Source organism: Myxococcus virescens (genome assembly GCF_900101905.1).
In the GTDB taxonomy this organism is placed as follows: Bacteria; Myxococcota; Myxococcia; order Myxococcales; family Myxococcaceae; genus Myxococcus; species Myxococcus virescens.
In genome coordinates this window covers 71,466-93,570 of sequence record NZ_FNAJ01000023.1, presented here as the reverse complement: position 1 = coordinate 93,570, position 22,105 = coordinate 71,466, and the positions used below count along the sequence as shown (strand labels likewise).

General features: G+C 69.8%; 24 protein-coding genes. 11 read left to right on the top strand and 13 right to left on the bottom strand.

The window, feature by feature from the left end; genetic code table 11:
* Positions 1–99: 99 nt before the first annotated feature.
* The 6 genes from phoU to BLU09_RS35265 form a co-directional block, all read right to left on the bottom strand.
* The gene (gene phoU, locus BLU09_RS35290; RefSeq protein ID WP_090495544.1) at positions 100–786 is read right to left on the bottom strand and encodes a phosphate signaling complex protein PhoU; all 687 of its coding nucleotides are present in this window, start codon (positions 784–786) and stop codon (positions 100–102) included.
* A gap of 25 nt (positions 787–811) precedes the next feature.
* Entirely contained in the window at positions 812–1,555 is a 744-nt protein-coding gene (gene pstB / locus BLU09_RS35285; RefSeq protein WP_222595301.1) for a phosphate ABC transporter ATP-binding protein PstB, read from the bottom strand.
* Between the two features lie 46 nt (positions 1,556–1,601).
* Complete coding sequence (gene pstA / locus BLU09_RS35280) at positions 1,602–2,513, bottom strand: phosphate ABC transporter permease PstA (RefSeq protein ID WP_090495542.1); 912 nt, start codon at positions 2,511–2,513, stop codon at positions 1,602–1,604.
* Complete coding sequence (gene pstC / locus BLU09_RS35275) at positions 2,510–3,490, bottom strand: phosphate ABC transporter permease subunit PstC (RefSeq protein WP_244172302.1); 981 nt, start codon at positions 3,488–3,490, stop codon at positions 2,510–2,512. The genes pstA and pstC overlap by 4 nt, the downstream gene beginning before the upstream one ends.
* Before the next feature lie 61 nt (positions 3,491–3,551).
* Complete coding sequence (locus BLU09_RS35270; protein WP_090495540.1) at positions 3,552–4,373, bottom strand: phosphate ABC transporter substrate-binding protein; 822 nt, start codon at positions 4,371–4,373, stop codon at positions 3,552–3,554.
* A gap of 132 nt (positions 4,374–4,505) precedes the next feature.
* Entirely contained in the window at positions 4,506–5,195 is a 690-nt protein-coding gene (locus tag BLU09_RS35265) for a response regulator (protein ID WP_090495539.1), read from the bottom strand.
* 195 nt (positions 5,196–5,390) lie between these two features.
* Here BLU09_RS35265 and BLU09_RS35260 point away from each other — a divergent pair, with 195 nt between their 5' ends.
* The 6 genes from BLU09_RS35260 (at position 5,391) to BLU09_RS35235 (ending at position 12,258) form a co-directional block, all read left to right on the top strand.
* A complete protein-coding gene (locus tag BLU09_RS35260; RefSeq protein WP_090495538.1) occupies positions 5,391–7,040 on the top strand; it encodes a sensor histidine kinase in 1,650 nt (549 codons plus the stop codon).
* Complete coding sequence (locus BLU09_RS35255) at positions 7,037–8,380, top strand: sigma-54-dependent transcriptional regulator (RefSeq protein WP_090495537.1); 1,344 nt, start codon at positions 7,037–7,039, stop codon at positions 8,378–8,380. Before BLU09_RS35260 ends, BLU09_RS35255 begins: the two co-directional genes overlap by 4 nt.
* A gap of 205 nt (positions 8,381–8,585) precedes the next feature.
* Entirely contained in the window at positions 8,586–10,133 is a 1,548-nt protein-coding gene (locus BLU09_RS35250; RefSeq protein WP_090495536.1) for a SulP family inorganic anion transporter, read from the top strand.
* Entirely contained in the window at positions 10,130–10,870 is a 741-nt protein-coding gene (locus BLU09_RS35245; protein ID WP_090495535.1) for a carbonic anhydrase, read from the top strand. Before BLU09_RS35250 ends, BLU09_RS35245 begins: the two co-directional genes overlap by 4 nt.
* Before the next feature lie 96 nt (positions 10,871–10,966).
* Positions 10,967–11,809 carry a sulfite exporter TauE/SafE family protein gene (locus BLU09_RS35240; RefSeq protein ID WP_090495534.1) on the top strand — a complete coding sequence of 281 codons (843 nt, stop codon included), beginning with the start codon at positions 10,967–10,969 and terminating at the stop codon, positions 11,807–11,809.
* Positions 11,806–12,258, top strand: a complete 453-nt coding sequence (locus tag BLU09_RS35235) for a DUF1634 domain-containing protein (protein ID WP_186817933.1) — start codon at positions 11,806–11,808, stop codon at positions 12,256–12,258. The genes BLU09_RS35240 and BLU09_RS35235 overlap by 4 nt, the downstream gene beginning before the upstream one ends.
* Before the next feature lie 6 nt (positions 12,259–12,264).
* Here the strand turns inward: BLU09_RS35235 and BLU09_RS35230 are convergent, their stop codons facing one another.
* From BLU09_RS35230 to BLU09_RS35205, 6 genes are read right to left on the bottom strand one after another with little or no spacing between them, the layout of a single operon-like run.
* Entirely contained in the window at positions 12,265–12,759 is a 495-nt protein-coding gene (locus tag BLU09_RS35230) for a SixA phosphatase family protein (protein WP_011554767.1), read from the bottom strand.
* A gap of 59 nt (positions 12,760–12,818) precedes the next feature.
* Positions 12,819–13,763: a metallophosphoesterase family protein gene (locus BLU09_RS35225; RefSeq protein WP_090495532.1), complete on the bottom strand. Its 945-nt coding sequence runs from the start codon at positions 13,761–13,763 to the stop codon at positions 12,819–12,821.
* A gap of 12 nt (positions 13,764–13,775) precedes the next feature.
* On the bottom strand, positions 13,776–15,137 hold the full coding sequence (locus BLU09_RS35220) for a sensor histidine kinase (protein WP_090495531.1): 1,362 nt from the start codon (positions 15,135–15,137) through the stop codon (positions 13,776–13,778).
* Positions 15,138–15,150: 13 nt separating this feature from the next.
* Positions 15,151–15,831 (bottom strand): response regulator, encoded by a 681-nt coding sequence (locus tag BLU09_RS35215; RefSeq protein WP_090495530.1) that lies wholly within the window; start codon positions 15,829–15,831, stop codon positions 15,151–15,153.
* Between the two features lie 25 nt (positions 15,832–15,856).
* Complete coding sequence (locus tag BLU09_RS35210; protein ID WP_090495529.1) at positions 15,857–16,363, bottom strand: hypothetical protein; 507 nt, start codon at positions 16,361–16,363, stop codon at positions 15,857–15,859.
* Positions 16,360–17,295: a tetratricopeptide repeat protein gene (locus BLU09_RS35205; RefSeq protein ID WP_090495528.1), complete on the bottom strand. Its 936-nt coding sequence runs from the start codon at positions 17,293–17,295 to the stop codon at positions 16,360–16,362. The genes BLU09_RS35210 and BLU09_RS35205 overlap by 4 nt, the downstream gene beginning before the upstream one ends.
* A gap of 163 nt (positions 17,296–17,458) precedes the next feature.
* Between BLU09_RS35205 and BLU09_RS35200 the strand changes: the two genes are divergently transcribed.
* Entirely contained in the window at positions 17,459–18,061 is a 603-nt protein-coding gene (locus tag BLU09_RS35200) for a YceD family protein (protein ID WP_090495527.1), read from the top strand.
* A gap of 132 nt (positions 18,062–18,193) precedes the next feature.
* Here the strand turns inward: BLU09_RS35200 and rpmF are convergent, their stop codons facing one another.
* A complete protein-coding gene (rpmF, locus tag BLU09_RS35195) occupies positions 18,194–18,382 on the bottom strand; it encodes a 50S ribosomal protein L32 (protein ID WP_090495526.1) in 189 nt (62 codons plus the stop codon).
* Positions 18,383–18,824: 442 nt separating this feature from the next.
* On the opposite strand from rpmF, the gene plsX reads away from it, so the two are divergent.
* The 4 genes from plsX to acpP all read left to right on the top strand — a co-directional run bounded on the left by plsX (position 18,825) and on the right by acpP (position 22,059).
* On the top strand, positions 18,825–19,886 hold the full coding sequence (plsX, locus tag BLU09_RS35190) for a phosphate acyltransferase PlsX (RefSeq protein WP_090495525.1): 1,062 nt from the start codon (positions 18,825–18,827) through the stop codon (positions 19,884–19,886).
* 138 nt (positions 19,887–20,024) lie between these two features.
* Positions 20,025–20,966, top strand: a complete 942-nt coding sequence (gene fabD, locus BLU09_RS35185; protein ID WP_090495524.1) for an ACP S-malonyltransferase — start codon at positions 20,025–20,027, stop codon at positions 20,964–20,966.
* A complete protein-coding gene (gene fabG / locus BLU09_RS35180; protein WP_011554757.1) occupies positions 20,963–21,712 on the top strand; it encodes a 3-oxoacyl-[acyl-carrier-protein] reductase in 750 nt (249 codons plus the stop codon). Before fabD ends, fabG begins: the two co-directional genes overlap by 4 nt.
* Positions 21,713–21,816: 104 nt before the next feature.
* Positions 21,817–22,059 (top strand): acyl carrier protein, encoded by a 243-nt coding sequence (gene acpP / locus BLU09_RS35175; RefSeq protein ID WP_090495523.1) that lies wholly within the window; start codon positions 21,817–21,819, stop codon positions 22,057–22,059.
* Positions 22,060–22,105 lie beyond the last annotated feature (46 nt).

Below are 22,105 nucleotides of genomic sequence, written 5' to 3'. Positions count from 1 at the left end.
CGGTTGCCACGCTAGAGGCCTTCCACGTCAGCCCCGCGAAGCGCCCGGGGCGGGCCGGGCAATTCGCGGTGACAGGGCGGTGAAGCCCGCGCCCGCGGGTTACTCCGCCAGGTTGCGGCTCTGCGGGTGGCGGATGTCCTTGCCGCGCACCATGTAGACGACCATCTCCGCCACGTTCATCGCGTGGTCGCCAATGCGCTCCAGGTGCTTCGCGATGAACATCAGCGCCGTGGCGCGGCGGATGTTGCGCGAATCCTCCATCATGTAGGCGAGGAGCTCGTTGAAGATCTTGAGGAAGAGGGCATCGAGCAAATCGTCGCCCCGGAGCACCTCCTCCGCCTTGGCGACGTCGCTGGAGACGAAGGCGTCCAGCGACATGCGGACCTGCCGCTGGGCCAGCTCCGCCAGCCGTGGCGTGTCCACGTAGGGCGCCAGCGGGGGGGCCTGATTCAGGTCCATGGAGCGCTCGGCGATGTTCACCGCCAGGTCGCCGATGCGCTCCAGGTCGGTGACGATCTTCAGCGCCGTGGTGATGAGGCGCAAGTCGCTGGCGGCGGGCTGGCGCAGCGCCAGAATCTTCCGGCACAGCTCGTCGATGTCCACCTCCAGCCGGTTGACGTCCTTGTCGGCGGCGACGACCTTCTCGGCCAGGGTGCTGTCGCGGTCGGTGAGCGCCTTCATGCTCTGGACGATGAGGTTCTCCACCTTCGCGCCCATCGCGAGCAGCTTCTCCCGCAAATCCCTGAGGTCCGCCTCGAAGGCCTTGTCCGTATGCGTCGACGGCATGTGTCCGGTCCCCTTTTTCTTCCGCTCACCCGAACTTGCCGGTGACGTAGTCCTCGGTGCGCTTCTCTCGCGGGTTGGTGAAGATCTGCTCGGTGGGGCCGCATTCCACCAGCTCGCCCATGTAGAAGAAAGCGGTGCGGTCGCTGACGCGCGCGGCCTGCTGCATGTTGTGGGTGACGATGGCGATGGTGTACGTCGACTTGAGCTCGTGGATGAGCTCCTCGATTTTCGCGGTGGCGATGGGGTCCAGCGCGCTGGCGGGCTCGTCCATCAGCAGCACCTCCGGCTCCACCGCCATCGCCCGGGCGATGCACAGCCGCTGCTGCTGGCCGCCGGACAGGCCCAGGGCGCTCTCGTCCAGCCGGTCCTTCACCTCGTCCCAGAGCGCGGCGCCGCGCAGTGACTTCTCCACGCGCGTGGCCAGCTCCGCCTTGTCCTTCATCCCGCCCACGCGCAGGCCGTAGGCCACGTTTTCGAAGATGCTCTTGGGGAAGGGGTTGGACTTCTGGAAGACCATGCCCACGCGCCGGCGCAGGTCCACCACGTCCACGCCGCGGTCATGGATGTCCATGCCGTCCAGCAGGATGGTGCCCGAATGCGTGGTGCCGGAGATGAGGTCGTTCATCCGGTTGAGCGAGCGCAGGAAGGTGGACTTCCCGCAGCCGGAGGGGCCGATGAGCGCCGTCACCCGCCGGTCGAGGATGGCCAGGGACACCTTGTGGATGGCCGTCTTGGGGCCGTAGCGCAGGGTGAGCTCCCGCGCTTCCATCTTCGCTCGGGGATTCTGGGGTTGGAGGGACATGGCAGGCGTACCGTCAGTGGGCGCTGGCGGCCTTGCGGCGCGTGCGCGTCCGGATGATGACCGCGACGAGGTTGAGGGCGAAGGTGAGCGCCAGCAGCACCAGCACCGTCGCATACAGCGGACCACTGGCCTCCGTCACGTTCGGTGACTGGGTGGCCATGACATACGTGTGGTAGCCCAGGTGCATGAACTGGGAGTCCAGGTGCGTGGGCAGGTCCGGCAGGAAGTAGGCGGCGCCGGTGAAGAGGATGGGGGCGACTTCGCCCGCGCCGCGGGAGATGGCCAGCACCGCGCCGGTGAGGATGCCGGGCAGGGCGCCGGGCAGCACCACCCGCGCCAGCGTCTGTGACTGGGTGGCGCCCAGGGCCAGGCTGGCGGTGCGCTGCTCCAGCGGCACCGCGCGCAGCGCCTCCTCCGTGGAGACGATGACCACCGGCAGCGTCAGCACCGCCAGCGTCAGCGAGGCCCAGAGGATGCCCGGCTGGGCCCAGTGCATCTCCTCGTAGCCCAGCATCCGGTCCAGGTTGCCGCCGACGAAGAGGATGAAGAAGCCGAGCCCGAAGAGGCCGAAGACGATGGAGGGCACGCCCGCGAGGTTGACCACCGCCACGCGCACCCAGCGGGCGAAGCGTGACTCCGGCGGCGCGTACTCGTGGAGGTACACGGCGGTGAGCACACCCACCGGCATCACCGCCACCGTCATCAGGAGCGTGAGCGCGGCGGTGCCGAAGATGGCGGGGAAGATGCCGCCGCCCATCATGCCGTCGCTGGGGGGCTGGGTGAGGAAGGTCCAGGAGAGGTGATGGGCGCCGTTGCGCGCGACGTCCAGCAGGATGAGGGCCAGCATGCCCACGATGAAGAAGGCCGCGAGGGCCGTCAGTCCGGTGAGGCCCAGCCCCACCGCCCGGCGCGTGGTGTACTTCACGAGGCGCTCCCGGTCAGCCGCTGGAGGACCTTCTTCGTCCACGTGGAGGCGACCATGTTGAGGACGAAGGTGAAGATGAACAGCTCCACGCCGATGAAGAAGAGCAGGGAGTAGTGCGGGCTGCCCACCACCACTTCACCCATCTCCGCCGCGATGGTGGCCGACAGCGAGCGCGCCGAGTCCCCCAGGTTCCAGGACACGATGTCCGCGTTGCCTGACGCCATGAGGACAATCATCGTCTCGCCAATGGCCCGGCCGAAGCCCAGCACGCACGCGGCGAGGATGCCGGGGGCCGCCGCGGGCAGCACCACCTTCCACGCCGTCTCCCAGAGCGTGGCGCCCAGCGCCAGCGAGGCCTCGCGGTAGCTGCGGGGCACCGCGGTGAGCGCGTCCTCGGACACGGTGAAGATGACCGGGACGATGGCCAGCGCCAGCGCCAGCCCCGCAAGCGTGCCGTTGAGCGGCCGGTCCAGGTGGAACAGGTCCTTCACCACGGGGGACAGCACCATCAGCGCGAAGAAGCCCAGCACCACCGAGGGGATGCCGGCCAGCAGTTCGATGATGGGCTTGAGCAGCTCGCGCAGGCGGCGCGGGGCGAACTCCGCGACGAAGAGCGCGCTGAAGACGCCCATGGGCACCGCCACCAGCATGGAGACCAGGGTGATTTTCAGCGTGCCCACGAACAGCGGAATCATGCTGACCTTGGGCGTGTCCGACACGGGCTGCCACCGGAACGGGTAGCGGCCCTCCTGCGGCAGGAACATCTTGGCGAGGCTGGCTTCGTGGCGGGCGTCCGCGTCGGTGAAGAGCGTCAGCGCCTCCTTGGCCACGAAGACGATGATGAGGATGAGCGCGGCGATGCCCGTGAACGCCATCAGGGTGATGAAGCCCGCGACGGCCTTCTCCCGCAGTTGACGCCTCCGCGCCGCCGCGGACAGGCGCGGCGCGGCCACGACCCGCGTGAGACCTTGCTCCATGGTCGCCTGTCTATCCATAGGGATTCAGCGCCTCTTGTGACATTCGTGTGACGCTCCGTGGCTACTTCACGAGGAAGTAGCCGACCTGGGTGACGATGGCCTGACCTTCGGGGGAGAGCGCGAAGTCGATGAAGGCCTTGATGTCGCCGGTCGGCTCGGCGCGCAGGTAGAAGAAGAGGTCGCGCGCCAGCGGGTACTTGCCGCTCTTGATGTTGTCCGCGCTGGGGGCGATCTCCTCGTTGCCCTTCTTCACCTTCAGCTCCTTGATGCCCTCTGCGTATGCGGCGCCGCCGTAGCCCAGGCTGTTCTTCTCCTTGGAGACGGCGTTCACCACCGCGGCGGTGCCGGGCAGGGTCTGGATGGCGGGCGCGAAGTCCTCGCCGTCCAGCACCATGTCCTTCACGAAGACGTAGGTGCCGGAGGAGTTCTCCCGGGAGTACGCGACGATGGGCGCGTCCGCGCCACCCACCTGCTTCCAGGAGGTGATGTCGCCCACGTAGATCTTCATCAGCTGCTCGGTGGTGAGCGCGCTCACGGGGTTGCCCTGGTGGACGTAGAAGGTGACGCCGTCCTTGGCCACCGAGCGCTGCGCGGGCGGCGCCTTGTAGCGCGCGCGGAGCTTGTCGGCTTCCGCCTTCTTCATCTCCCGGCTGGACATGGCGATGTCCGTGGTGCCGTTCTGGAGCGCCGCCAGCCCCACGCCGGAGCCGCCGCCGGTGACCTGGACCTTGATGTTGGGGTTCTTCTTCATGAACGCCTCGGCCCAGCGCTGGCCGAGGATGACCATGGTGTCGGAGCCCTTGATGGTGACGGTGCCCGCCTGGGCAGCGGCGGGGAGCGCCAGGAGGAACACCGCGAGCAGGAGCTTGAGGAGCGATTTCATGGGGGACTTCTCGTGGCTGGAGGATGTGAATTGGAATCTGGACGCTGTGTGAGGCTTGCGCGAAGACGCCGCGCTTCTACGTGACGTGGGTGTCCGTTTCGCGTCCGCCACGTGACATCACCGTCACGTCGCTCAGCCCGCGGCTGGGTCCAGCATCCGGTAGCCGACACCGCGGACCGTCTCCAGCAGCGCGCGCGCCGGGCCCAGCTTGTCGCGCAGGCGCATGACGTGGGTGTCGATGGTGCGCGTCTCCAGGGAGGATGACAGGCCCCACACCTCTTCCAGCAACTGTTCACGTGTCTGCACCCGGCCCAGGCGGGCGAGCAGGTGCTCCAGGAGCCGGAACTCCAGCGCGGTGAGGGCCACCTCGCGCTCCTCCACGAAGAAGCGGTGGGACGCCACGTCCAGGCGAAGGGGCCCCAGCGCCAGTGGCGCCGTGCTGCCAGCCGTGGGGGCGCCGCGGCGGAGGATGGCCTTCAGTCGCAGCACCAGCTCCCGCACGCTGAAGGGCTTCACCACGTAGTCGTCCGCGCCCACCTCGAAGCCGCGGATGCGGTCGGACTCCTCGCCCTTGGCGGTGAGCATGACGATGAGGACGCCCCGGGACTGAGGGCTGGCCCGTAGCTGCCGGCAGACATCGATGCCGGACATGTCCGGCAGCATCAGGTCCAGCAGCACGAGGTCGGGGTTCTGCTCGCGCGCGGCCACCAGCGCTTCTTCGCCAGTATGGGACACGTGCGTGGTGAGGCCGGAACCCCGCAGGTTGAAATCAATGAGCTCCGCGAGGTCGCGTTCGTCGTCGATGATGAGGACATGGGGCATGGCGGGCCGCCACTCTGCGCGCCCCCTTTTCCGAACGTGTGACGCATGTGCAACAACTTCGTCATGACGGGAACACGCGCGGGAGCGGGCGCCCCGGGACGATGGCCGGCCCTCCAGCGGGCGGGTCCCCAGCCAGGTGGCCTGATTGCGCGTGAAGGTGCTTCCGCGCCGGGGTAAACCCCAGGGAGCTCTGTCATGACTTCCGCCCACCTGCCGCCAACCCCGCCTCCACTCCCGACGCTGACCCCCACGCCGGGCGAGCTGGCCCACGCGCAGCGGCGCGGGGGGCGCTCCGCGCTCGTCGGTCTGGGGCTGGTGGGGCTGGTGGCGCTGACGAGCCCCGTGCTGGGCTACGTGGAGGACGTGCGCAACGCGCGCGAGGAGCTGCTGAGCCGGCTGCTCAACCAGGCGCAGGTGCAGTCGGAGGCGCTGGGCGTCCACCTGGGGCTGTTGGAGGCGGAGCTGGCCCGCGTGGCCGGGCACCCCGCGCTGTCCCCCGAGGACGGCGCCTCCCCGGCGGAGCTGGCCCTGCTGGAGAGCGCCTTCTACCATTCGTCCCTCTTCTCGGAGGGCGTGGCCCTGCTGACGCCCGAGGGCGAGCGCGTCTGGAGCGACCCTCCGGACATGCCGCTGGGGCGCTCACCGCTGACGCAGCGGCCCTGGTTCCGCCGGATGGTGGAGGGCCGCCAGCCGGAAATCGACCTGCTGGAAGGGGAGGGGGGGCCCATCGTGGTCGCCGTCCCCATGTTCCAGGACGGCCGCTTCAAGGGCGTGCTGCTGGGAGAGCTCCGCGCCAGCGCGCTGCCCACGCGGCCCACCGCGCAGACGTCACTGGTGCTGATGGATGACCACGGTCAGGTCCTGATGCCTGTGGGGTTCAAGCTGGGCGCCGGGGACATCACGGGGCGGCTGCGCGCGCTGGCGAACTTGCCGGGGCCGCTGACGTTGGATGACATGCACATGATGGGCGCGGGCGCGTGGGTGGGGAAGAGCGACCTGCTGTTGGTCGTCCTGGAGGAGGAGACGGCCACCGCGGGCCTCCGGGCGCGCTTCCTGCGGCAGCTGGCGTTCCACATCGCCCTGCTGAGCAGCACGCTCATCATCTTCATCCTCCTGCTGCGGCACTCCTACCGTTCGCTGCTGGCGGCCGAGGAGCGGCTGCGACGCCAGGAGACCATGGCCGCGCTGGGGACCGCGGCCTCGCTCATCGCGCATGAGGTGAAGAACGCCCTCAACGGCATCCAGGCCGCGCTGTCCGTGCTCCGGCATACCCCCGCGGGCAGCGAGCTGCCCGTGGGCGCGCTGCGCTCGCAGGTGGAGCGCCTGAGTCATCTGGCGCGCTCGCTGCTGTCCTTCGGGGCGCCTCGTGCAGCGCTGCGCCGCCGCTGCGAGGTGCACCTGCTGGTGAAGGACGCGCTCCAGGGCGTGAAGCTGCTGCCGGAGTCAGAGGCCGTGGCACTGACCACGTCCCTGGAGGAGTCCCTGTGGGTCCAGGGGGATGCCGCGCTGCTGGTGTCCGCCATCGACAACGTGTTGCGCAACGCGGTGGAGGCAGGCGCGGTGGCGAAGGACACAGGGATGCAGTTGGCACCGTGGGTGAGCGTGCGTCTGACGCGGGAGGAACATGACGCCGTGCTCGTGGTGGAGGACAATGCGGGCGGCGTGGATCCGCGTCTCGAGCCCAGGTTGTGGGAACCTTTCGCCACCGGGCGGGCCAAGGGCGTGGGGCTGGGGCTGCCCATGGCGCGTGCCTCCGTGGAGGCCCATGGTGGCAGTCTGAACTATGTCCGGAGTCCGCTGGGAAGCCGCTTCACGCTGCGCCTTCCGTTGGAGGTGGCCCGATGAGCACCTATCTGTTGCTGGTCGATGACGACCGGACCTTCGCCTCGCTGGCGGCCTCCGTGCTGCGACACGAGGGCTTCCGCGTCACGCTGGCGCATTCACTCCATGACGCGCGTGGGGCCATGTCCCGCGAGGCGCCAGACCTGGTGGTGTTGGACCGGCGCCTGCCGGACGGGGACGGCATCGACTTCCTGCCGGAGCTGCGCGCCCAGCTTCCGGACACGCCCGTGTTGATGGTGACGGCGCACGGCGACATCGCCAGTGCGGTGGAGGCCATCCAGGCGGGCGCGCGCGACTACCTGTCCAAGCCGGTGGAGCTGGATGACCTGGTGCTGCGCGCCCGCCGCGCCGTCGCGGACCTGCAGCTCCAGGAGCGGCTGCGTCTGGCGGAGAGCGAGCTGGGTGGACGGCGGCGCCTGTCGCGTCCGCATTCGCCGAAGATGCTCGCCGCGCTGCAGATGCTGGAGCGCATCGCCAAGGCGCCGCGCAGCCCGGTGCTACTGCTGGGCGAGACAGGCGTGGGCAAGGAGGTGATTGCGCGCCACTTGCACGCGCTGCAAGGCGGGCAGGGCTCGTTCGTCCACGTCAACTGCGCCGCGCTGCCCGCCACCATGGTGGAAAGTGAACTCTTCGGCCATGAGCGCGGCGCCTTCACCGACGCGCGAACCGCCCGCCGCGGCCTGGTGGAGGTGGCCGCGGGCGGCGTGCTCTTCCTGGACGAGGTGGGCGAGTTGCCGCTGCAGCTCCAGGCGAAGCTGCTCACCTTCCTGGACAAGGGCGCCTTCCGCCGCCTGGGGGGCACCGCCGAGCTGAGCAGCAGCGCGCGCGTGGTGACGGCCACCAACCGCGACCTGACCAAGGAGGTGGCCGAGGGCCGCTTCCGCGAGGACCTCTACTTCCGCCTGAGCGTCTTCCGGGTGGACATTCCGCCGCTGCGCGAGCGCCGCGAGGACCTGTTGCCTTTGGCACAGTCCCTGGTGGCGGAGCTGGGCGCCGAGCTGGGGCGCCGGCCCGTGAGCTTCTCCAGCGCCGCGCGCGCCCGGCTGGAGCGCTACCCGTTCCCCGGCAACGTCCGTGAGCTGCGCAACGTGCTCGAACGAGCCCTGGTGCTGGAGGCCGGACCCGAGCTGGAGCTCGCCGCCCTGGAGCCGCAGGGCACCAGCGGCCCGCCCGATGTGGACCCCGACGCGTTCGTCGTCTCCGGGGCTCCGCGCCCCTTGCAGGATGTGGAGCGGTTGTACGTCCGGCACGTCCTCGCCCGCTTGGATGGGCGCCGGATGGAGGCCGCCCGGGTGCTGGGACTCTCCTATCCCACCTTCCTCCGCCGGCTCGAGGAGGAGTAGGCGAGGGCGCTTCAAGATTCTTGAGGCCGGCGGCCTCAAGGATTTTTAAGTCTGGATTCGGGACTTAAAATCGTTTTCATATTCCCGACCGCAATCACCTTGCGTTCCCTCTGAGCCTGTCGAAAGGCGGACGGCACGCTCTTTGCGGAGGGCCTCCACGTGAACCAGCGCACGCGGCAGTCGCGGCGACTTGTGTGGAGGTGTGATGTCGACTTCGAAGAGTCCTGAGAGCGTTGCTTCCCCCTGGAAGGCGCTGGCCACGGACCTGCCTGCTTCCCTGGTGGTGTTCCTGGTGGCGTTGCCGTTGTGTATGGGAATCGCGCTGGCTTCAGGCGCGCCCATCGTCAGCGGGCTCATCGCGGGTGTGATTGGCGGCATCGTGGTGGGGCTCTTTGGAGGCGTGCCCCTCCAGGTGAGCGGTCCCGCGGCCGGCCTCGCGGTCATGGTGTTTGGCTTCATCCAGCAGATGGGCCTGGCGATGACGTGCGCGGCGGTGGCCGTCGCGGGCGTGGTGCAGATGATTCTCGGCGGGATGAAGGTGGCGCGCGGCGCGCTGGCCATCTCTCCCGCCGTCATCCACGGGATGATGGCCGGCATTGGCATCCTCATCGTCCTGGGACAGGTCCACATCGTGATGGGTGGCGCGCCGCAGTCGAGCGCGTGGCAGAACGTGAAGGAGCTGCCGGGGCAGATTGCGGACCTTCATGGCGCCGCGACGCTGCTGGGCCTGCTGACCATCGGCGTGATGGTGGCGTGGCAGTTCGTTCCCGGAAAGTTGAAGAAGGTCCCCGGTCCGCTCGTGGCCGTGGTGAGCGCCACCGCGGCGGCGACCTTCATGGGTGCCGACGTGGCCCGGGTGGACCTGCCGGAGAACATCTTCTCCAGCATCCAGCTGCCCACCTTCCCCAAGGGCGACTGGGTCACCTTCGGCACGGCGGTGCTGTCGCTGGCGCTGGTCGCGAGCGCGGAGTCGCTCTTGAGCGCGGTGGCCACGGACAAGATGCACACGGGCCCCCGTGCGAACCTGGACCGCGAGCTCTTCGGCCAGGGCCTGGCGAACACGATTTCGGGTCTGGCGGGCGGCCTGCCCATCACCGGCGTCATCGTCCGCAGCGCCACCAACATCACCGCCGGCGCGAAGACGCGGCTGTCGGGAACGCTGCACGGCGTGTGGCTGCTCCTGTTCATCACGTTGCTCGGCTCGGTGGCGGGGCTCGTCCCCCTCACCGTGCTGGCGGGTCTGCTCGTCTTCGTCGGCGCCAAGCTGGTGAACGTGCACCACATCCGTGAGCTCCAGAAGCGCGGGGAGCTGGCCGTGTACCTGGTGACGGTGGCCGGCGTGGTGGGCGTCAACCTGCTGGCCGGTATCGGCATGGGCCTGGCGTTCGCGGTGCTGCGCCTGCTGTGGCACCTGGGCAGCGTCAAGGTGGACGTGCACCAGCAGGCGCATGCGTCCTATCTGGTTCGAATCTCGGGCGCGCTGACGTTCGTCGGCGTCCCCAAGCTGTCCACCGCGCTGGCGCAGGTTCCGTCGGGCTCCAAGGTGGAGCTGGACCTGGCGGTGCAGACGCTGGACCACTCCGGGCACGAAGCCCTGGAGAGCTGGTGTGACACGCATCGCAAGACGGGTGGCTCGGTGTTCGCCGAGTCGCTCGAAGACGTCTGGAGCCGCAAGGGCACGGTGAAGCCGAGCAGCCCCGTGGCCGTTGGCGGTCCCAATCACAACTCGCTTGTCTCTGGAGGTGCGCAGTGAGGAAGCTCATTCGCGGTCTGTTGGACTTTCAGCTCAACGCCCGTTCTAGCTATCGGGAGAAGTTCGCGTTGCTGGCGCAGGAGCAGAAGCCGGATTGTCTCTTCATCGCCTGCGCGGACAGCCGCGTGGTTCCCAACCTGCTCGTGTCCACGGACCCGGGCGACCTGTTCGTGGTCCGCAACGTCGGCAACATGGTGGCGCCGTCGGATTCGAAGGGGCAGTCCACGGGCGACCAGTCCGAGGCGGCCGCGCTGGAGTTCTCGCTCCGCAACCTGCCGGTGGAGGACATCGTCGTGTGCGGCCACTCGAATTGCGGCGCGATGAAGGCCATCCTCGCCGGGGGCGTGGGGCCTGAGAACCCGAACCTCAAGGGCTGGCTTGAGCACGGCAAGGACGCGCTCCAGCGGATGGATGCGAACCCGACGCTGGGTGAGGGCCGGTCGGACTACGATCGCCTGTCCCAGAACAACGTGCTGGTGCAGATAGAGCACATCTCCACCTATCCGTGGGTGAAGGAGCGTCTCGACGCGGGCACCCTGCGGCTGCACGGCTGGTGGTTCGACATCGCCACCGCGCAGGTCCACGCCTGGCGCCCGTTGCTGGGCCGCTTCATCCCCATGGACGAACTGGTGGGCGAAGCCCTGCTGCGCGAGCTGGGCGCGGACACCCAGGCCCCCGGCGCGCTCGCCAACGGCAACGGTGCTCAGCGCATAGCGGTGGTGGCCAGCGCGCAGTAGCCCGGTGGAAGCAGGCAACCAGGGGAGCGGCTCGAATCGAGCCATTCTCCTGGTGGCCAAAGGCCGGTGAGGGGGAGAGGATGGGGAGCAGCTTCGATGACTCCCTTCCTCTTCATGCTCGTCGTCCTGGGGTTTTCCGTGGGTGCGGGACTGCTGGGCTCGCTGCTGGGTATCGGCGGCGGGCTCATCCTGATTCCCGTGCTCACGTTGCTCCTGAAAGTGGACATCCAGTACGCGGTGGGGGCGTCCATCGTCTCCGTCATCGCCACGTCCAGCGGCGCGGCGGCGGCCTACGTGCGCGACCGGATGGCCAACACCCGCGTGGCCATGTTCCTGGAGCTGGCGACCACCGCGGGCGCGCTCAGCGGCGCGTACATGTCCGGGCTGGTGGGTGGGCGCGGCGTGTACCTCGTCTTTGGCGGCGTCATGGCGTGGTCGGCGCTGGTGATGCTGCGGCGGATGCGGGCGAGCGCCGAGGCGCCGGTGCCCGCGAACGCGCTGGCGGACCGGCTGGCCCTGCACGGCAGCTACTGGGATGAGTCGCAGGGCCGTGAGGTGTCCTACCGCGTCACGCGGCCACTGACGGGATTGGGGCTGATGTACGTGGCGGGCACGGTGAGCGGCATGCTGGGCATCGGCTCGGGCGCGCTCAAGGTGCCGGCCATGGACCTGGCCATGCGGCTGCCGCTGAAGGTGTCCACGGCCACCAGCAACTTCATGATTGGCGTGACGGCGGCAGCCAGCGCGGGCGTCTACTTCGCGCGCGGCAACATCGACCCGTTCATCGCGGGGCCGGTGTGCGTGGGTGTCACGCTGGGCGCGTGGCTGGGCTCGCGCCACCTGATGGCCCGGGTGAACAGCACGTGGCTGCGCGCGCTCTTCGTGGGCGTGCTGCTGTGGGTGGCCTTCGAGATGCTGCGCAAGGGGTGGGCGTCATGAGCGAGGCACCGAAGCCGGCGCCGCGAAGCCCTGAGGCCGCCACCGCGGCGGTGCAGGACGGCGAGGACGCTTCGCTGCTCCATCCGGAGCAGCTCATCAGTGACTTGCTGCGGTACGGCGTGGCCGCCAGCCTGGCGTTGGTGACGCTGGGCACCGTGGTGACCTTCTTCCGCCACCCGGACTACCTCGTCTCGTCCGAGGCGTTGCTGCGCCTCACCTCGCCGCACCCGGTGCCGCACACCCTGAGGGACGTCGTGGCGGGGGCGCTGGCTGCCCGGGGCCAGGCGTTCGTCATGGCGGGACTGCTGGTGATGATGGCCGTGCCGGTGATGCGGGTGGCCCTGTCGCTGCTCATCTTCCGCCAGCAGAAGGACCGGCTCTACGTGGGAATCACCGCCACGGTGCTGGCCATGCTCGTCCTGTCCTTCCTGCTGGGCGCGGCGCACTGAGGCGCGTCAGCGCAGGTCGCCGGGGCGCTTCACGGGCTTGCCCGGCGTGGCCCACCACGCGAGCGTGAAGCCGCCGTTCTTCAGGGGATGGAGCGCCAGCGCCGCGCCCTTGCGCAGCTTGTCCGGCAGCTCATGCTCCAGGGCGCGAATGGCCGCGCGCTCCAGCGAGGGGTTGTGGCCCACCAGGGCCCAGCCCGCGCCGCGCTCGCGGCCCAGGTCGACGATGCGCTTGTGCGCGCCGCGCTGGGGCAGCAGGGCGGGGTGGACCTCCACGCCGGACACGCCGAAGGCCTCGGCGAGCAGCTCCGCCGTCTGGACCGCGCGCACCAGCGGACTGGTGATGATGCCGCGCAGTGGCGTGAGGCGTGCCAGCTTGCGTGCGTGGTGGCGGAAGGCCGCGCGGCCTTCCGGGGTGAGGGCGCGCGCCTCATCGCCCAGGACGTGAGAGTCCTCCGCGACGGCGTGGCGGATGAACAGCAGCGGCAGCTCGCGTGCAGACATGGTGAGCGCCGTGAATCACCCCGGGCATCCCCGCGCAAGCAACGGACTGGCGACAACGTCTACCCTTCGAAATCGTTGAGCGCGTCCAGGGGCAGCGGCGCCGCGCCTGTCACGGTTCCGTCCAGGTCCGTGGGCAACGAGGCGGGGTCGACCTCCGGGGAGGGACGACTGTCCATGGGCGTGGCCGCGGCGCGCGAGGTGGCCCCTGGCGGCGGGCGGAGCACCGGGCCCGGCGGCGGCAGGCCGGAGTGGCGCCGCGCGGCCTCCATCAGCGCGTTGTGGTGGCGGTAGCGCGCCTCCACCAGCTTGTGGACCAGGAGCGGTCCGCCGGGGACGCGGCGCGCGGTGAGGGCCTGGGTGGCCTTGCGCACCGGGTAGCGCACCCGGCGAATCTGCACCCGCCACCCCTTGGGCGTGAAGGTGAAGACGCCGTAGGCGGGGCGCAGGTCTCCGTCCCGGGGGATGCCCGCGCTGGCCACGTCCGCGATGAGCATGCGGCCCACGCGGCGGCGGTAGGGGAAGTGCAGGTGCCCGAAGGCGCAGGCCGCCGCGTCCAGGTGGCTGAAGAAGCGGCGCACCGCGACGTCATCCAGCGTGGGGTCCAGCGACTCCTCGAGGTTGCGCGGGTTGGCGTGGCAGACGAAGAGGTCCTGTCCCTTGCGCGGCGTGTAGCGCACGGAGAAGGGCAGGGCGCCCAGCTTCTCCAGCAGCGCGCCGCCCAGCTGGTCCCGCGTCCAGCGCAGCAGCTCCGTCTTCCAGTGGTCCTTCTCCCGGTAGGCGCCGCCCAGGTAGTTGCCCGCCAGGTAGCAGTCGGTGTTGCCCATCAGGACGGAGTCACACCGGTCGAAGAGCAGGTCCACCGTCTCCCGGGGATGGGCGCCCCGCAGCGCCAGGTCTCCGGCCGCGACGATGTAGTCGGGGGCCACAGAGCGGGCGATGTCCTCGAGGACGGCCTCGCAGGCAGGAAGATTGCCGTGGATGTCCGCGAGGATGGCGACCCGCATGGTCACTCCATCCTACCCTGTCGCCGCGCTCGATGAAGCCGCCAGGGGCAGAAAAATGGTGAAGGTGCTCCCCGCGTTGGGTTCGCTCTCCACCTTGACCTCGCCGTCCATGGCCTGGAGCAGGTGCTTGACGATGGCGAGCCCCAGTCCGGTACCGCCCATGTCCCGGCTGCGGCCCTTGTCCACCCGGTAGAAGCGCTCGAAGATGCGCGACTGGTGCTTGGGCTCGATGCCCACCCCCGTGTCCTTCACCCGCACCACGCAGCGGCCTTGCTCGCACGCACCGTAAACATCCACCCGCCCACCCGCGGGCGTGTACTTCACCGCGTTGTCCAGCAGGTTGAGCAGCACCTGCTCCACGGCCCGGGGGTCCCCCACCGCGAGTAGACCTGGAGGGACGTGGAGTGAAACCGCCTGTCCCTTGCCCTCGGCCTTGGGGCGCACGGTGTCGGCGGCGCGCGCGGCGGCGTCGGCCAGGGTGACGCGGGCGAGCTTCAGGCTCGCCTCGCGCGACTCCAGGCGGGACAGCTCCAGCAGGTCCTCCACCAGTTCAGACAGGCGTTCGGACTGGCGGTGGATGATTTCCACCATCTTCGGCGCCATGACGGGGTCATTGAGGGCGCCGCCCTGGAGCGTCTCCGCGTAGCCGCGGATGGCGGTGATGGGCGTGCGCAGCTCGTGCGACACGTTGGCCACGAAGTCCTTGCGCACCTTCTCCAGCCGGCGCAGCTCGGTGACGTCGTGGAAGACGGCGGCGCTGCCCGGCAAATCCTTGGCCAGCGGCGTCACCCGGATGGAGAGCGTGCGCGGGAAGTGGCCGTCCAGCGTGAGCTCCAGGTGGCTGGATGCGCTCTCCCGGCAGGCGCGCATCACGGCGTCGTGCAGCGCCTCGTTCCGGATGAGGGCCAGGGGGCGCTGGCCGGTGAGCGGGCTGCTCGTGGACGCCAGCAGGGGGCGGAGCGCGTCGTTGTGGCGCACCACCGTGCCCTCTGCGTCCGTCACCCAGACGCCCTCCGTCATGCCGTCCAGCACGGCGGTGAGGGTGCGCGCCTCCTGGGTGAGCGCCGCGTTGCGCGCGGACAGCTGGGTGTGCAGCGAGTCGATGGCGCCTTCGAGCCCGGCCACCTCGTCCAACCGCTCAGGGACGCTCGGTGGGGCGGGGGGGCCGCCCTCGGCGCGCTCCCGGGTGTGGCGGGCCAGCAGGTCGAGCTGCCGCTGCAGCGTTCCGCGGCTCACGCCCAGGGACATGAGGGAGCCGGCGAGCGCGACGAGCGCCGCGGCAAAGACCTCCTTCGGTCCGTCGAGGAGGGCGACGAGCGTCGCGACGACGACGGCGGGCAGCAGGAGCGGAAGGAGTGTGGCGCGCAGGGGCATGGGCGGGGCGGCCTCACGGAGGGCTGAGCTTGTAGCCCACGCCGCGCACCGTCTCGATGATGTCCCCGGCGGGGCCCAGCTTCTCGCGCAGCCGCTTGATGTGCGTGTCCACGGTGCGGGTGTGGATCTCCGCCTGGATGCCCCAGACGTCCGACAGCAGCACCTCGCGCGTCTGCACCCGGTCCGAGCGCTCCAGCAGCGTGCGCAGCAGGCGGAACTCCAGCGCGGTGAGGAGCACTTCCTCGCCCTTCACGCGCACCTGGTGGCGGGTGGTGTCCAGGCTGATGTCGCCGGAGGCGAGCACCGCGGAGGGCCCGTCCTCCGCGTCCGCGCGGCGCAGCACGGCCTTGACGCGCAGGAGGAGCTCGCGGACGGAGAAGGGCTTCACCACGTAGTCGTCCGCGCCCAGCTCCAGGCCCTGCACCCGGTCGGACTCCTGGCCCTTCGCGCTGACGATGATGACGGACGCCTTGCGCAGCTCGGTGTCCGTCTTGAGCATGCGCAGCACCTCGCTGCCCGCCACGTCCGGCAGCATCAGGTCCAGCAGCACCAGGTCTGGCGGATGCGCGCGCGCCTTGGCGAGCCCGCTCGCGCCGGTGCTGGCCGTCTCCGTCTCGAAGCCCGCGGCCCGCAGGTTGTAGTCGACGAGACCCGCCAGGTCCTGCTCGTCCTCGATAATCAGGATGCGCGACATGAAGCCCTCTCGAGTCCCTCCGCGCTCAGGGCGCGATGGACGGATTGCAATCTCCACCGGTCAGCGTCAGGGGCGCGGCAATCACCGGGGCGTTGTCGCCCGCGTTGACCTCACGGAGGTAGTTGCACGAACTCCCCAGGAAGCCGGGCGGGGTCCCCGTGGTGATCGCCTCGATGACGAGCGCGTAATCTCGGCCCACCGGCACGTCCACCGCCAGCTCCAGGCTTCCTCCCGACTGGAGGGTCGCCAGGTCCACGGGGAAGCGGAGGGCCCTGCCCTCGCGCCCCTGGGCGTCCTTCAGCACCACCAGGTCGTCACGCCGCACCTGGGTGCCCAGGCACGTGCGCTGAATCTCGGTGCAACTGCGGCTGGAGCCCCGCGACACCACGGCCACCTGCAGGGCCTGGACGTCGTTGGCCACCGCGCGCTCCATCGTCAGGGCGAGCGGAAAGCGGCCCGCGGGCTCGGCGTCAGGGCCGCACGCGCCAAGAAGGCCGAGCAGCAACAGCGGGGACAGGAGGCGCAGGCTCATGGGGCGGGGGGCTCCACGCGGATGGTGATGGGAACGCGGCCCCGCTCTTCGCCGGAGGTCAGCGCGACGATGCCGGCGGTGGCGCCAATGGCCACCGCGCCCACGCCCACCCAGAGCCAGGGGCTCTTGTACCAGGGACGGGAGGACGGGTCGGCGGCGGCGCCGGCGCGCACGGCCCGGGGCGCCACCTGGAAGATGAGCGGCTGGAAGGAGTCTCCCCGGCCCGCGAGCCGGCGCTGCGCCGCGTCCGCGACCTCGAAGTAGTACTCCATCTCGTAGGCCTCGGCCTCGGTGGGCACCTCGTAGGCCGGCAACACCGCGCGGTAGCGCTCGAGGGGGCGGCCGTCGGGGCCTCGCTCACGCGCGAAGTCCACCGAGCTGTAGGCCTCGTCTCCGGCGCGCCGGTAGAAGAGGCGCGCGCGGGCGCCCAGCGCCAGGTCCTGGATGGCGGCCTCCACGACGACGGGCTCGCCACCCGGTGGATCAGGGATGGGGTCCACGTCCAGGGTGACAGGGCGGACGCGCCGGCTCTTGATGTCCTCGCGGATGCGCGCGTAGAGGGCGCGCAGCTTGGGCGGGGAGCTGCGGGGGAGCTCGTAGTCCGGCCGGGCCTGGAGCAGCTTCTCGTAGGCGTCGCGCGCCTGGGGCTCGTCTCCCAGGTAGAGGGCCGTGAGGCCCAGCAGGCGGTACATCTCCACCAGCTGATCATCCGTCAGGTCCGGCGCATCCAGGCCTTCCAGGAGGGTGCGACGTGCGTCTTCGAATTCGCCCTGGTCGAACTGTTCGCGGGCCTCGGTGATGGCCGGGCTGGCCGGGCCGAGCTGCGAGAGAACAGGCTCAGGGAAGAGGGGCCGGCTCCAGCCCAGTCGGGCACCCAGGCCCAGCACCAGGATGAGGGCCCACCCGCGCAACCGCCAGCCATGTGCGTGCATCGATTCGAACCTATCAAAACGTTATCGAGAGAATCCACGAAGGCCGGCCCGTCGGGGGTGACGGCGCGGTGACATCTTCGTGGCGGTGTTGCACGAGGGCGTGTTGACGCTGGAGGGGCCACCCTCTATGTTGCGCGCCCCTTTTGGCCTGGAAGTAGCGTAAATGCTCGTAAAGGTTGATCAAATCAAGGACGCAGGGCTGAAGCTCGAGGAGCCCGTCAATCTCGAGCTGCTCGGTGAGACGCTGGGAGGCGCTGCCTCCGGCGAGGATACCGGATTCCGAGCCACGGCCCCGGCGACGTTGAAGGCGTCGCTGCGCAAGCTGAGCGGCGGCGTGCTGCTGGAGGGGCGCTTCACGGTGGACGTCACCAGCCCCTGCAAGCGCTGCCTCGCCGACGTGGCCATGAAGGTCCCCGTGGAGTTCACGCTCAACCTGGTGCCGGAGTCCCTGGCTCGGGGCGACGACTTCAAGGACGACGACGAGAAGGCCATGGAGAAGAAGGAGCGCAGCCAGGGGGAGTCTGGCGGCTCCTTCGAGCTGGACGACGCGGATCAGGAGCTCTTCGACGGGAAGACCATCAACCTGGATCCCATCGTCCGGGAGCAGCTCCTGCTGGCCCTGCCGATGAACGCCGTGTGCCGGGACGACTGCAAGGGCCTGTGCTCGCAGTGCGGCGCGAACCGCAACGACGTCGCCTGCACCTGTGACACCCGGCCGGTGGATCCGCGGCTGGCGCCGCTGAAGAACATCAAGCTCAACAACTGAAGTGAGCCTGGAGGGCAGGGCCGCCTCGTGAGAGGGGGCCCTGGAACGACAAGGGCCGCGGCCTCCATTGGATGGAGACGCGGCCCGTCGTGTTTCGCAGCGCCCGGGAAGGGCGCTGTATGTGACTGTGTGTCAGGCCTGGGCCTGAGCCACCACTTCACGGCCCTTGTACTGGCCACAGGACGTGCAGGCGCGGTGAGGCATCACCGGCTCCTTGCAGTTCGGGCACTTGGTCACCTGCACGGCGCTCCGCAGGTTGTTGTTGGCCGCACGACGGCGGTCACGACGCATCTTCGAAGTACGCTTCTTGGGGACACCCACGGCTCACCTCTATATTCGACGCCGACCCGGAGCGTTCGCGCCGGTCCGGACCGGTTGAGTCCAATGTCTTTCGCGCTGTGCCGGGGTCCCCGGCTCCGTGCGCAACACTCTCTGCTCGAAACCGGTCTGGGGCGGTCGCCGAAGGCTCCCGTACTCCATGTCCGGCTTCGGAAGGCGGCGGACCCTAGCGGCTCGAAGCCCCCGAGTCAATGTGGCAACGCGGGAGGGCCCGTTATCTCCCGGGCACCGTCTATCCCGGACGGTGCCCGGTGACAACGCCCATGGCGCGGGCGCCATTCTTCCGGAAGTGCCCCAGGGCGCATCAGCCAGTCGTTGCCCCCCTCCAGGGTTCCTGCTGTGCTGCGCGCCGCCCGCCCCCCGGCGGGTGGGATACCGACACCGACAGCCGCCGGGGCGCCTGGCGGGCAAGGAGAGGGTGGGGATGAGGCTGGTGCTGGATGCCATGGGCGGCGATCACGCGCCCGCCGCCCCCGTGGAGGGTGGGGTGCTCTTCGCGCGGGCCCACCCCGGTCACCAGGTGCTCCTGGTGGGGGACGAGGCGAAGGTGGCGCCCCTGCTGGGCAGGCTGCGGCCTCCAACCAACCTCCAGGTCCACCACGCCTCTGAAGTCGTGGAGATGGACGAGCACGCCTCGACCGCCTTCCGCCGCAAGCGGGACTCCTCCCTTCGGGTGGGCTTCGAGCTGGTGCGGGACGGCCAGGCGGAGGCGCTTGTCTCGGCGGGCAACTCCGGCGCCGTCATGGCCGGGGGCCTGCTCACGCTGGGACGGCTGCCGGGTGTGGAGCGTCCCGCCATCGCCGCGCTCTTCCCCGCGCTCAAGGGCGGCGGCCGGTGCCTGCTCCTGGATGCGGGCGCCAACGTGGACTGCAAGCCGTCGCACCTGGCCCAGTTCGCCGTCATGGGAGAGGCCTACGTGCGCGCGCGCATGGGCGTGGCCCGGCCCCGGGTGGCCGTGCTCTCCAATGGAGAGGAGTCCTCCAAAGGGACGCCGCTCACCCGGGAGGTCAGTGGGCTGCTGCGGCGCTCGGATCTGGACTTCGTGGGTTACGTGGAGGGCAAGGACCTCTTCTCCGGCGAGGTGCAGGTGGTGGTGACGGACGGGTTCACCGGAAACGTCGTCCTGAAGACATCCGAGGGCGTGGGCATGGGCGTCATTGGCATGCTGCGTCAGGCCATCGAGCGGCGCGGCGGGCTGGCGGAGAAGGTGGGGGCGATGCTGCTCCAGCCCGCGCTGGCCGGGCTTCGCCGGGTGGTGGACTACGCCGAGTACGGCGGGGCGCCCCTGCTGGGCATCCAGGGGGTGGGCATCGTCGCGCATGGGCGCTCCACGCCCCGGGCCCTCTTCAACGCGCTGGGCGCGGCGCTGGCCATGGCGGAGGGGGGCGTGCAGGCGGAGTTGACGCGTTGCATCGGGCGCGCGGCGGCGTGGCTTCCGACCCATCCGAAGGGAAAAAGAGCGACAGACGCGGGCGTTTCCGATTAGAGCCTTCGCCCGGAGCGTGCAGGCCGCCTCGGGTTGGTGGCGGGGCGCCTCGCGGAAATTGCTGGCTCAACCTGGTCAGGTACGGCAACAGGGCGTCCAGCCTGCGGCCCCGGCCGCTGAAGAGGAGGCAGAGTCCGCATGTCGAAGGTCGCGTTCGTGTTCCCCGGGCAAGGCAGCCAGGCCGTGGGGATGGGCAAGGACCTGTATGAGAAGTTCCCCGAGGCCCGGGCCGTGTTCGACGCGGTCGACGCCGCCCTGGGGGAGAAGCTCTCCACCCTCTGTTTCGAGGGCCCGGACGAGGCGCTGAAGCTCACGGCCAACACCCAGCCGGCCATCCTCACGGTGTCGCTGGCGGCGCACGCGGTGTTCGCGAAGCGGGGACCGGCGCCGTCCTTCGTGGCGGGGCACTCGCTGGGCGAGTACTCGGCGCTGGTGGCGGCGGGCGCCATGGACCTGGGCGACGCGGTCCGGGCGGTGCGCGCGCGCGGCACCTTCATGCAGGAGGCGGTGCCCGCGGGCGTGGGCGCCATGGCCGCGGTGCTGGGCCTGGTTCCGGAGAAGGTGAAGGCGGCCTGTGACGCGGCGGCCGAGGGGCAGGTGGTGTCGCCGGCGAACTACAACTCACCCGAGCAGACGGTCATCGCCGGTGACGCGGCGGCCGTGGAGCGCGCCGGGGTGAAGTGCAAGGAGGCCGGCGCCAAGCGCGTGATGCCCCTGCCGGTGTCCGCCCCCTTCCACTGCGCGCTGATGGCGCCGGTGCAGCCCCGGCTGGCGGAGGTGCTGGGCGGCATCCAGGTGTCCGCGCCGTCCGTGCCGGTGGTGACCAACGTGGAGGCCCGTCCCAACGCGGACGCGTCCCGCGTGGTGCCGCTGCTCCTGGAGCAGGTGAGCTCGCCGGTGCGCTGGATTGAGTGCGTGGAGGCGCTGAAGGCCGAAGGCGTCACCCGCATCATCGAGCTGGGGCCGGGCAAGGTGCTGGTGGGCCTGGTCAAGCGCATCACCAAGGACATCGAGCTGTTCAACGTCGAGGACTCCGCGAGCCTGGACAAGGCGCTCGCGGCACTGGGGGTGGCACCATGAGCGGCTTCAAGGACAAGGTCGTGCTCGTGACGGGTGGCTCGCGCGGCATCGGCCGGGCGTGCGCGGTGGCCTTCGCCAAGGCGGGGGCCTCCACCGTGGTCATCAGCTATGCGGGCAACGAGGCGGCGGCCCAGGAGACGGTGGCCCTGCTCCAGGCGGAGGGCGCCAAGGCGGAGGCCATCCGCTTCGACGTGTCCGACAGCGCCGCCTGCGCCAGCGCCGTGGACGGCATCGTCAAGGGCCACGGCCGGCTGGACGTGCTCGTCAACAACGCGGGCGTCGCGGTGGACGGCCTGGTGATGCGGGTGAAGGACGAGGACTGGGACAAGCAGCTGGACACCAACCTCAAGGGCGCCTTCTCGCTCATCCGCGCCGTCAGCCGGCCCATGATGAAGCAGAAGGGCGGCGCCATCATCAACATCACCTCCGTGGTGGGGGAGATGGGCAACGGCGGTCAGGCGGCCTACTCGGCGTCCAAGGCGGGGCTCATCGGCCTGACCAAGTCCGTGGCGCGCGAGCTGTCCAGCCGGAACATCCGCGTCAACGCCGTGTCCCCCGGCTTCATCGGGACGGACATGACGCATCAGATCAATGACGAGATGCGCCAGAAGATGCTGGAGGGCATCCCCCTGGGGCGGCTGGGCAATCCGGAGGAGGTCGCCGGTGCCGTGCTCTTCCTGGCGGGGGACGCCGCGTCCTACATCACCGGCGAGGTCCTGAAGGTCAACGGCGGAATGTACATGTAACCCACGGTTGGATTGCCGCCGGGCGTGGGATATACCGCGCCCGCTTTCGACATGGTCCGGGAAGCCAGCCGGGCCACATCTGGTTCCTGGAGGGTTCTACACTTATGTCGACGTCAACCATTGAGGCCAAGGTCAAGTCCATCATCGCCGACCAGCTCGGTGTCGGAGAGGATGAGATCAAGCCGGAGTCCTCCTTCATCGAGGACCTGGGCGCGGACAGCCTCGACATCGTGGAGCTCGTCATGGCGATGGAAGAGGAGTTCGAGGTCGAGATTCCCGACGAAGAGGCGGAGAACATCAAGACCGTCGCCGACGCCACCAACTACATCAACACCCACAAGAAGTAGGTAGCACCACGGCGTGCCGGGGTGCGGGGCGGCGCCGCGTGATGCG

Bases quoted from the DNA above. Each gene is read 5' to 3' on its own strand.
- fabD (WP_090495524.1), top strand. From the start codon at position 20,025: ATGTCGAAGGTCGCGTTCGTGTTCCCCGGGCAAGGCAGCCAGGCCGTG.
- pstC (WP_244172302.1), bottom strand. From the start codon at position 3,490: ATGGAGCAAGGTCTCACGCGGGTCGTGGCCGCGCCGCGCCTGTCCGCG.
- BLU09_RS35265 (WP_090495539.1), bottom strand. From the start codon at position 5,195: ATGCCCCATGTCCTCATCATCGACGACGAACGCGACCTCGCGGAGCTC.
- acpP (WP_090495523.1), top strand. From the start codon at position 21,817: ATGTCGACGTCAACCATTGAGGCCAAGGTCAAGTCCATCATCGCCGAC.
- BLU09_RS35200 (WP_090495527.1), top strand. From the start codon at position 17,459: ATGCTCGTAAAGGTTGATCAAATCAAGGACGCAGGGCTGAAGCTCGAG.
- BLU09_RS35240 (WP_090495534.1), top strand. From the start codon at position 10,967: ATGACTCCCTTCCTCTTCATGCTCGTCGTCCTGGGGTTTTCCGTGGGT.
- BLU09_RS35205 (WP_090495528.1), bottom strand. From the start codon at position 17,295: ATGCACGCACATGGCTGGCGGTTGCGCGGGTGGGCCCTCATCCTGGTG.
- BLU09_RS35270 (WP_090495540.1), bottom strand. From the start codon at position 4,373: ATGAAATCGCTCCTCAAGCTCCTGCTCGCGGTGTTCCTCCTGGCGCTC.
- BLU09_RS35250 (WP_090495536.1), top strand. From the start codon at position 8,586: ATGTCGACTTCGAAGAGTCCTGAGAGCGTTGCTTCCCCCTGGAAGGCG.
- BLU09_RS35235 (WP_186817933.1), top strand. From the start codon at position 11,806: ATGAGCGAGGCACCGAAGCCGGCGCCGCGAAGCCCTGAGGCCGCCACC.
- BLU09_RS35260 (WP_090495538.1), top strand. From the start codon at position 5,391: ATGACTTCCGCCCACCTGCCGCCAACCCCGCCTCCACTCCCGACGCTG.
- BLU09_RS35220 (WP_090495531.1), bottom strand. From the start codon at position 15,137: ATGCCCCTGCGCGCCACACTCCTTCCGCTCCTGCTGCCCGCCGTCGTC.
- phoU (WP_090495544.1), bottom strand. From the start codon at position 786: ATGCCGTCGACGCATACGGACAAGGCCTTCGAGGCGGACCTCAGGGAT.
- BLU09_RS35215 (WP_090495530.1), bottom strand. From the start codon at position 15,831: ATGTCGCGCATCCTGATTATCGAGGACGAGCAGGACCTGGCGGGTCTC.
- BLU09_RS35225 (WP_090495532.1), bottom strand. From the start codon at position 13,763: ATGCGGGTCGCCATCCTCGCGGACATCCACGGCAATCTTCCTGCCTGC.
- fabG (WP_011554757.1), top strand. From the start codon at position 20,963: ATGAGCGGCTTCAAGGACAAGGTCGTGCTCGTGACGGGTGGCTCGCGC.
- plsX (WP_090495525.1), top strand. From the start codon at position 18,825: ATGAGGCTGGTGCTGGATGCCATGGGCGGCGATCACGCGCCCGCCGCC.
- BLU09_RS35255 (WP_090495537.1), top strand. From the start codon at position 7,037: ATGAGCACCTATCTGTTGCTGGTCGATGACGACCGGACCTTCGCCTCG.
- pstB (WP_222595301.1), bottom strand. From the start codon at position 1,555: ATGGAAGCGCGGGAGCTCACCCTGCGCTACGGCCCCAAGACGGCCATC.
- BLU09_RS35210 (WP_090495529.1), bottom strand. From the start codon at position 16,363: ATGAGCCTGCGCCTCCTGTCCCCGCTGTTGCTGCTCGGCCTTCTTGGC.
- BLU09_RS35230 (WP_011554767.1), bottom strand. From the start codon at position 12,759: ATGTCTGCACGCGAGCTGCCGCTGCTGTTCATCCGCCACGCCGTCGCG.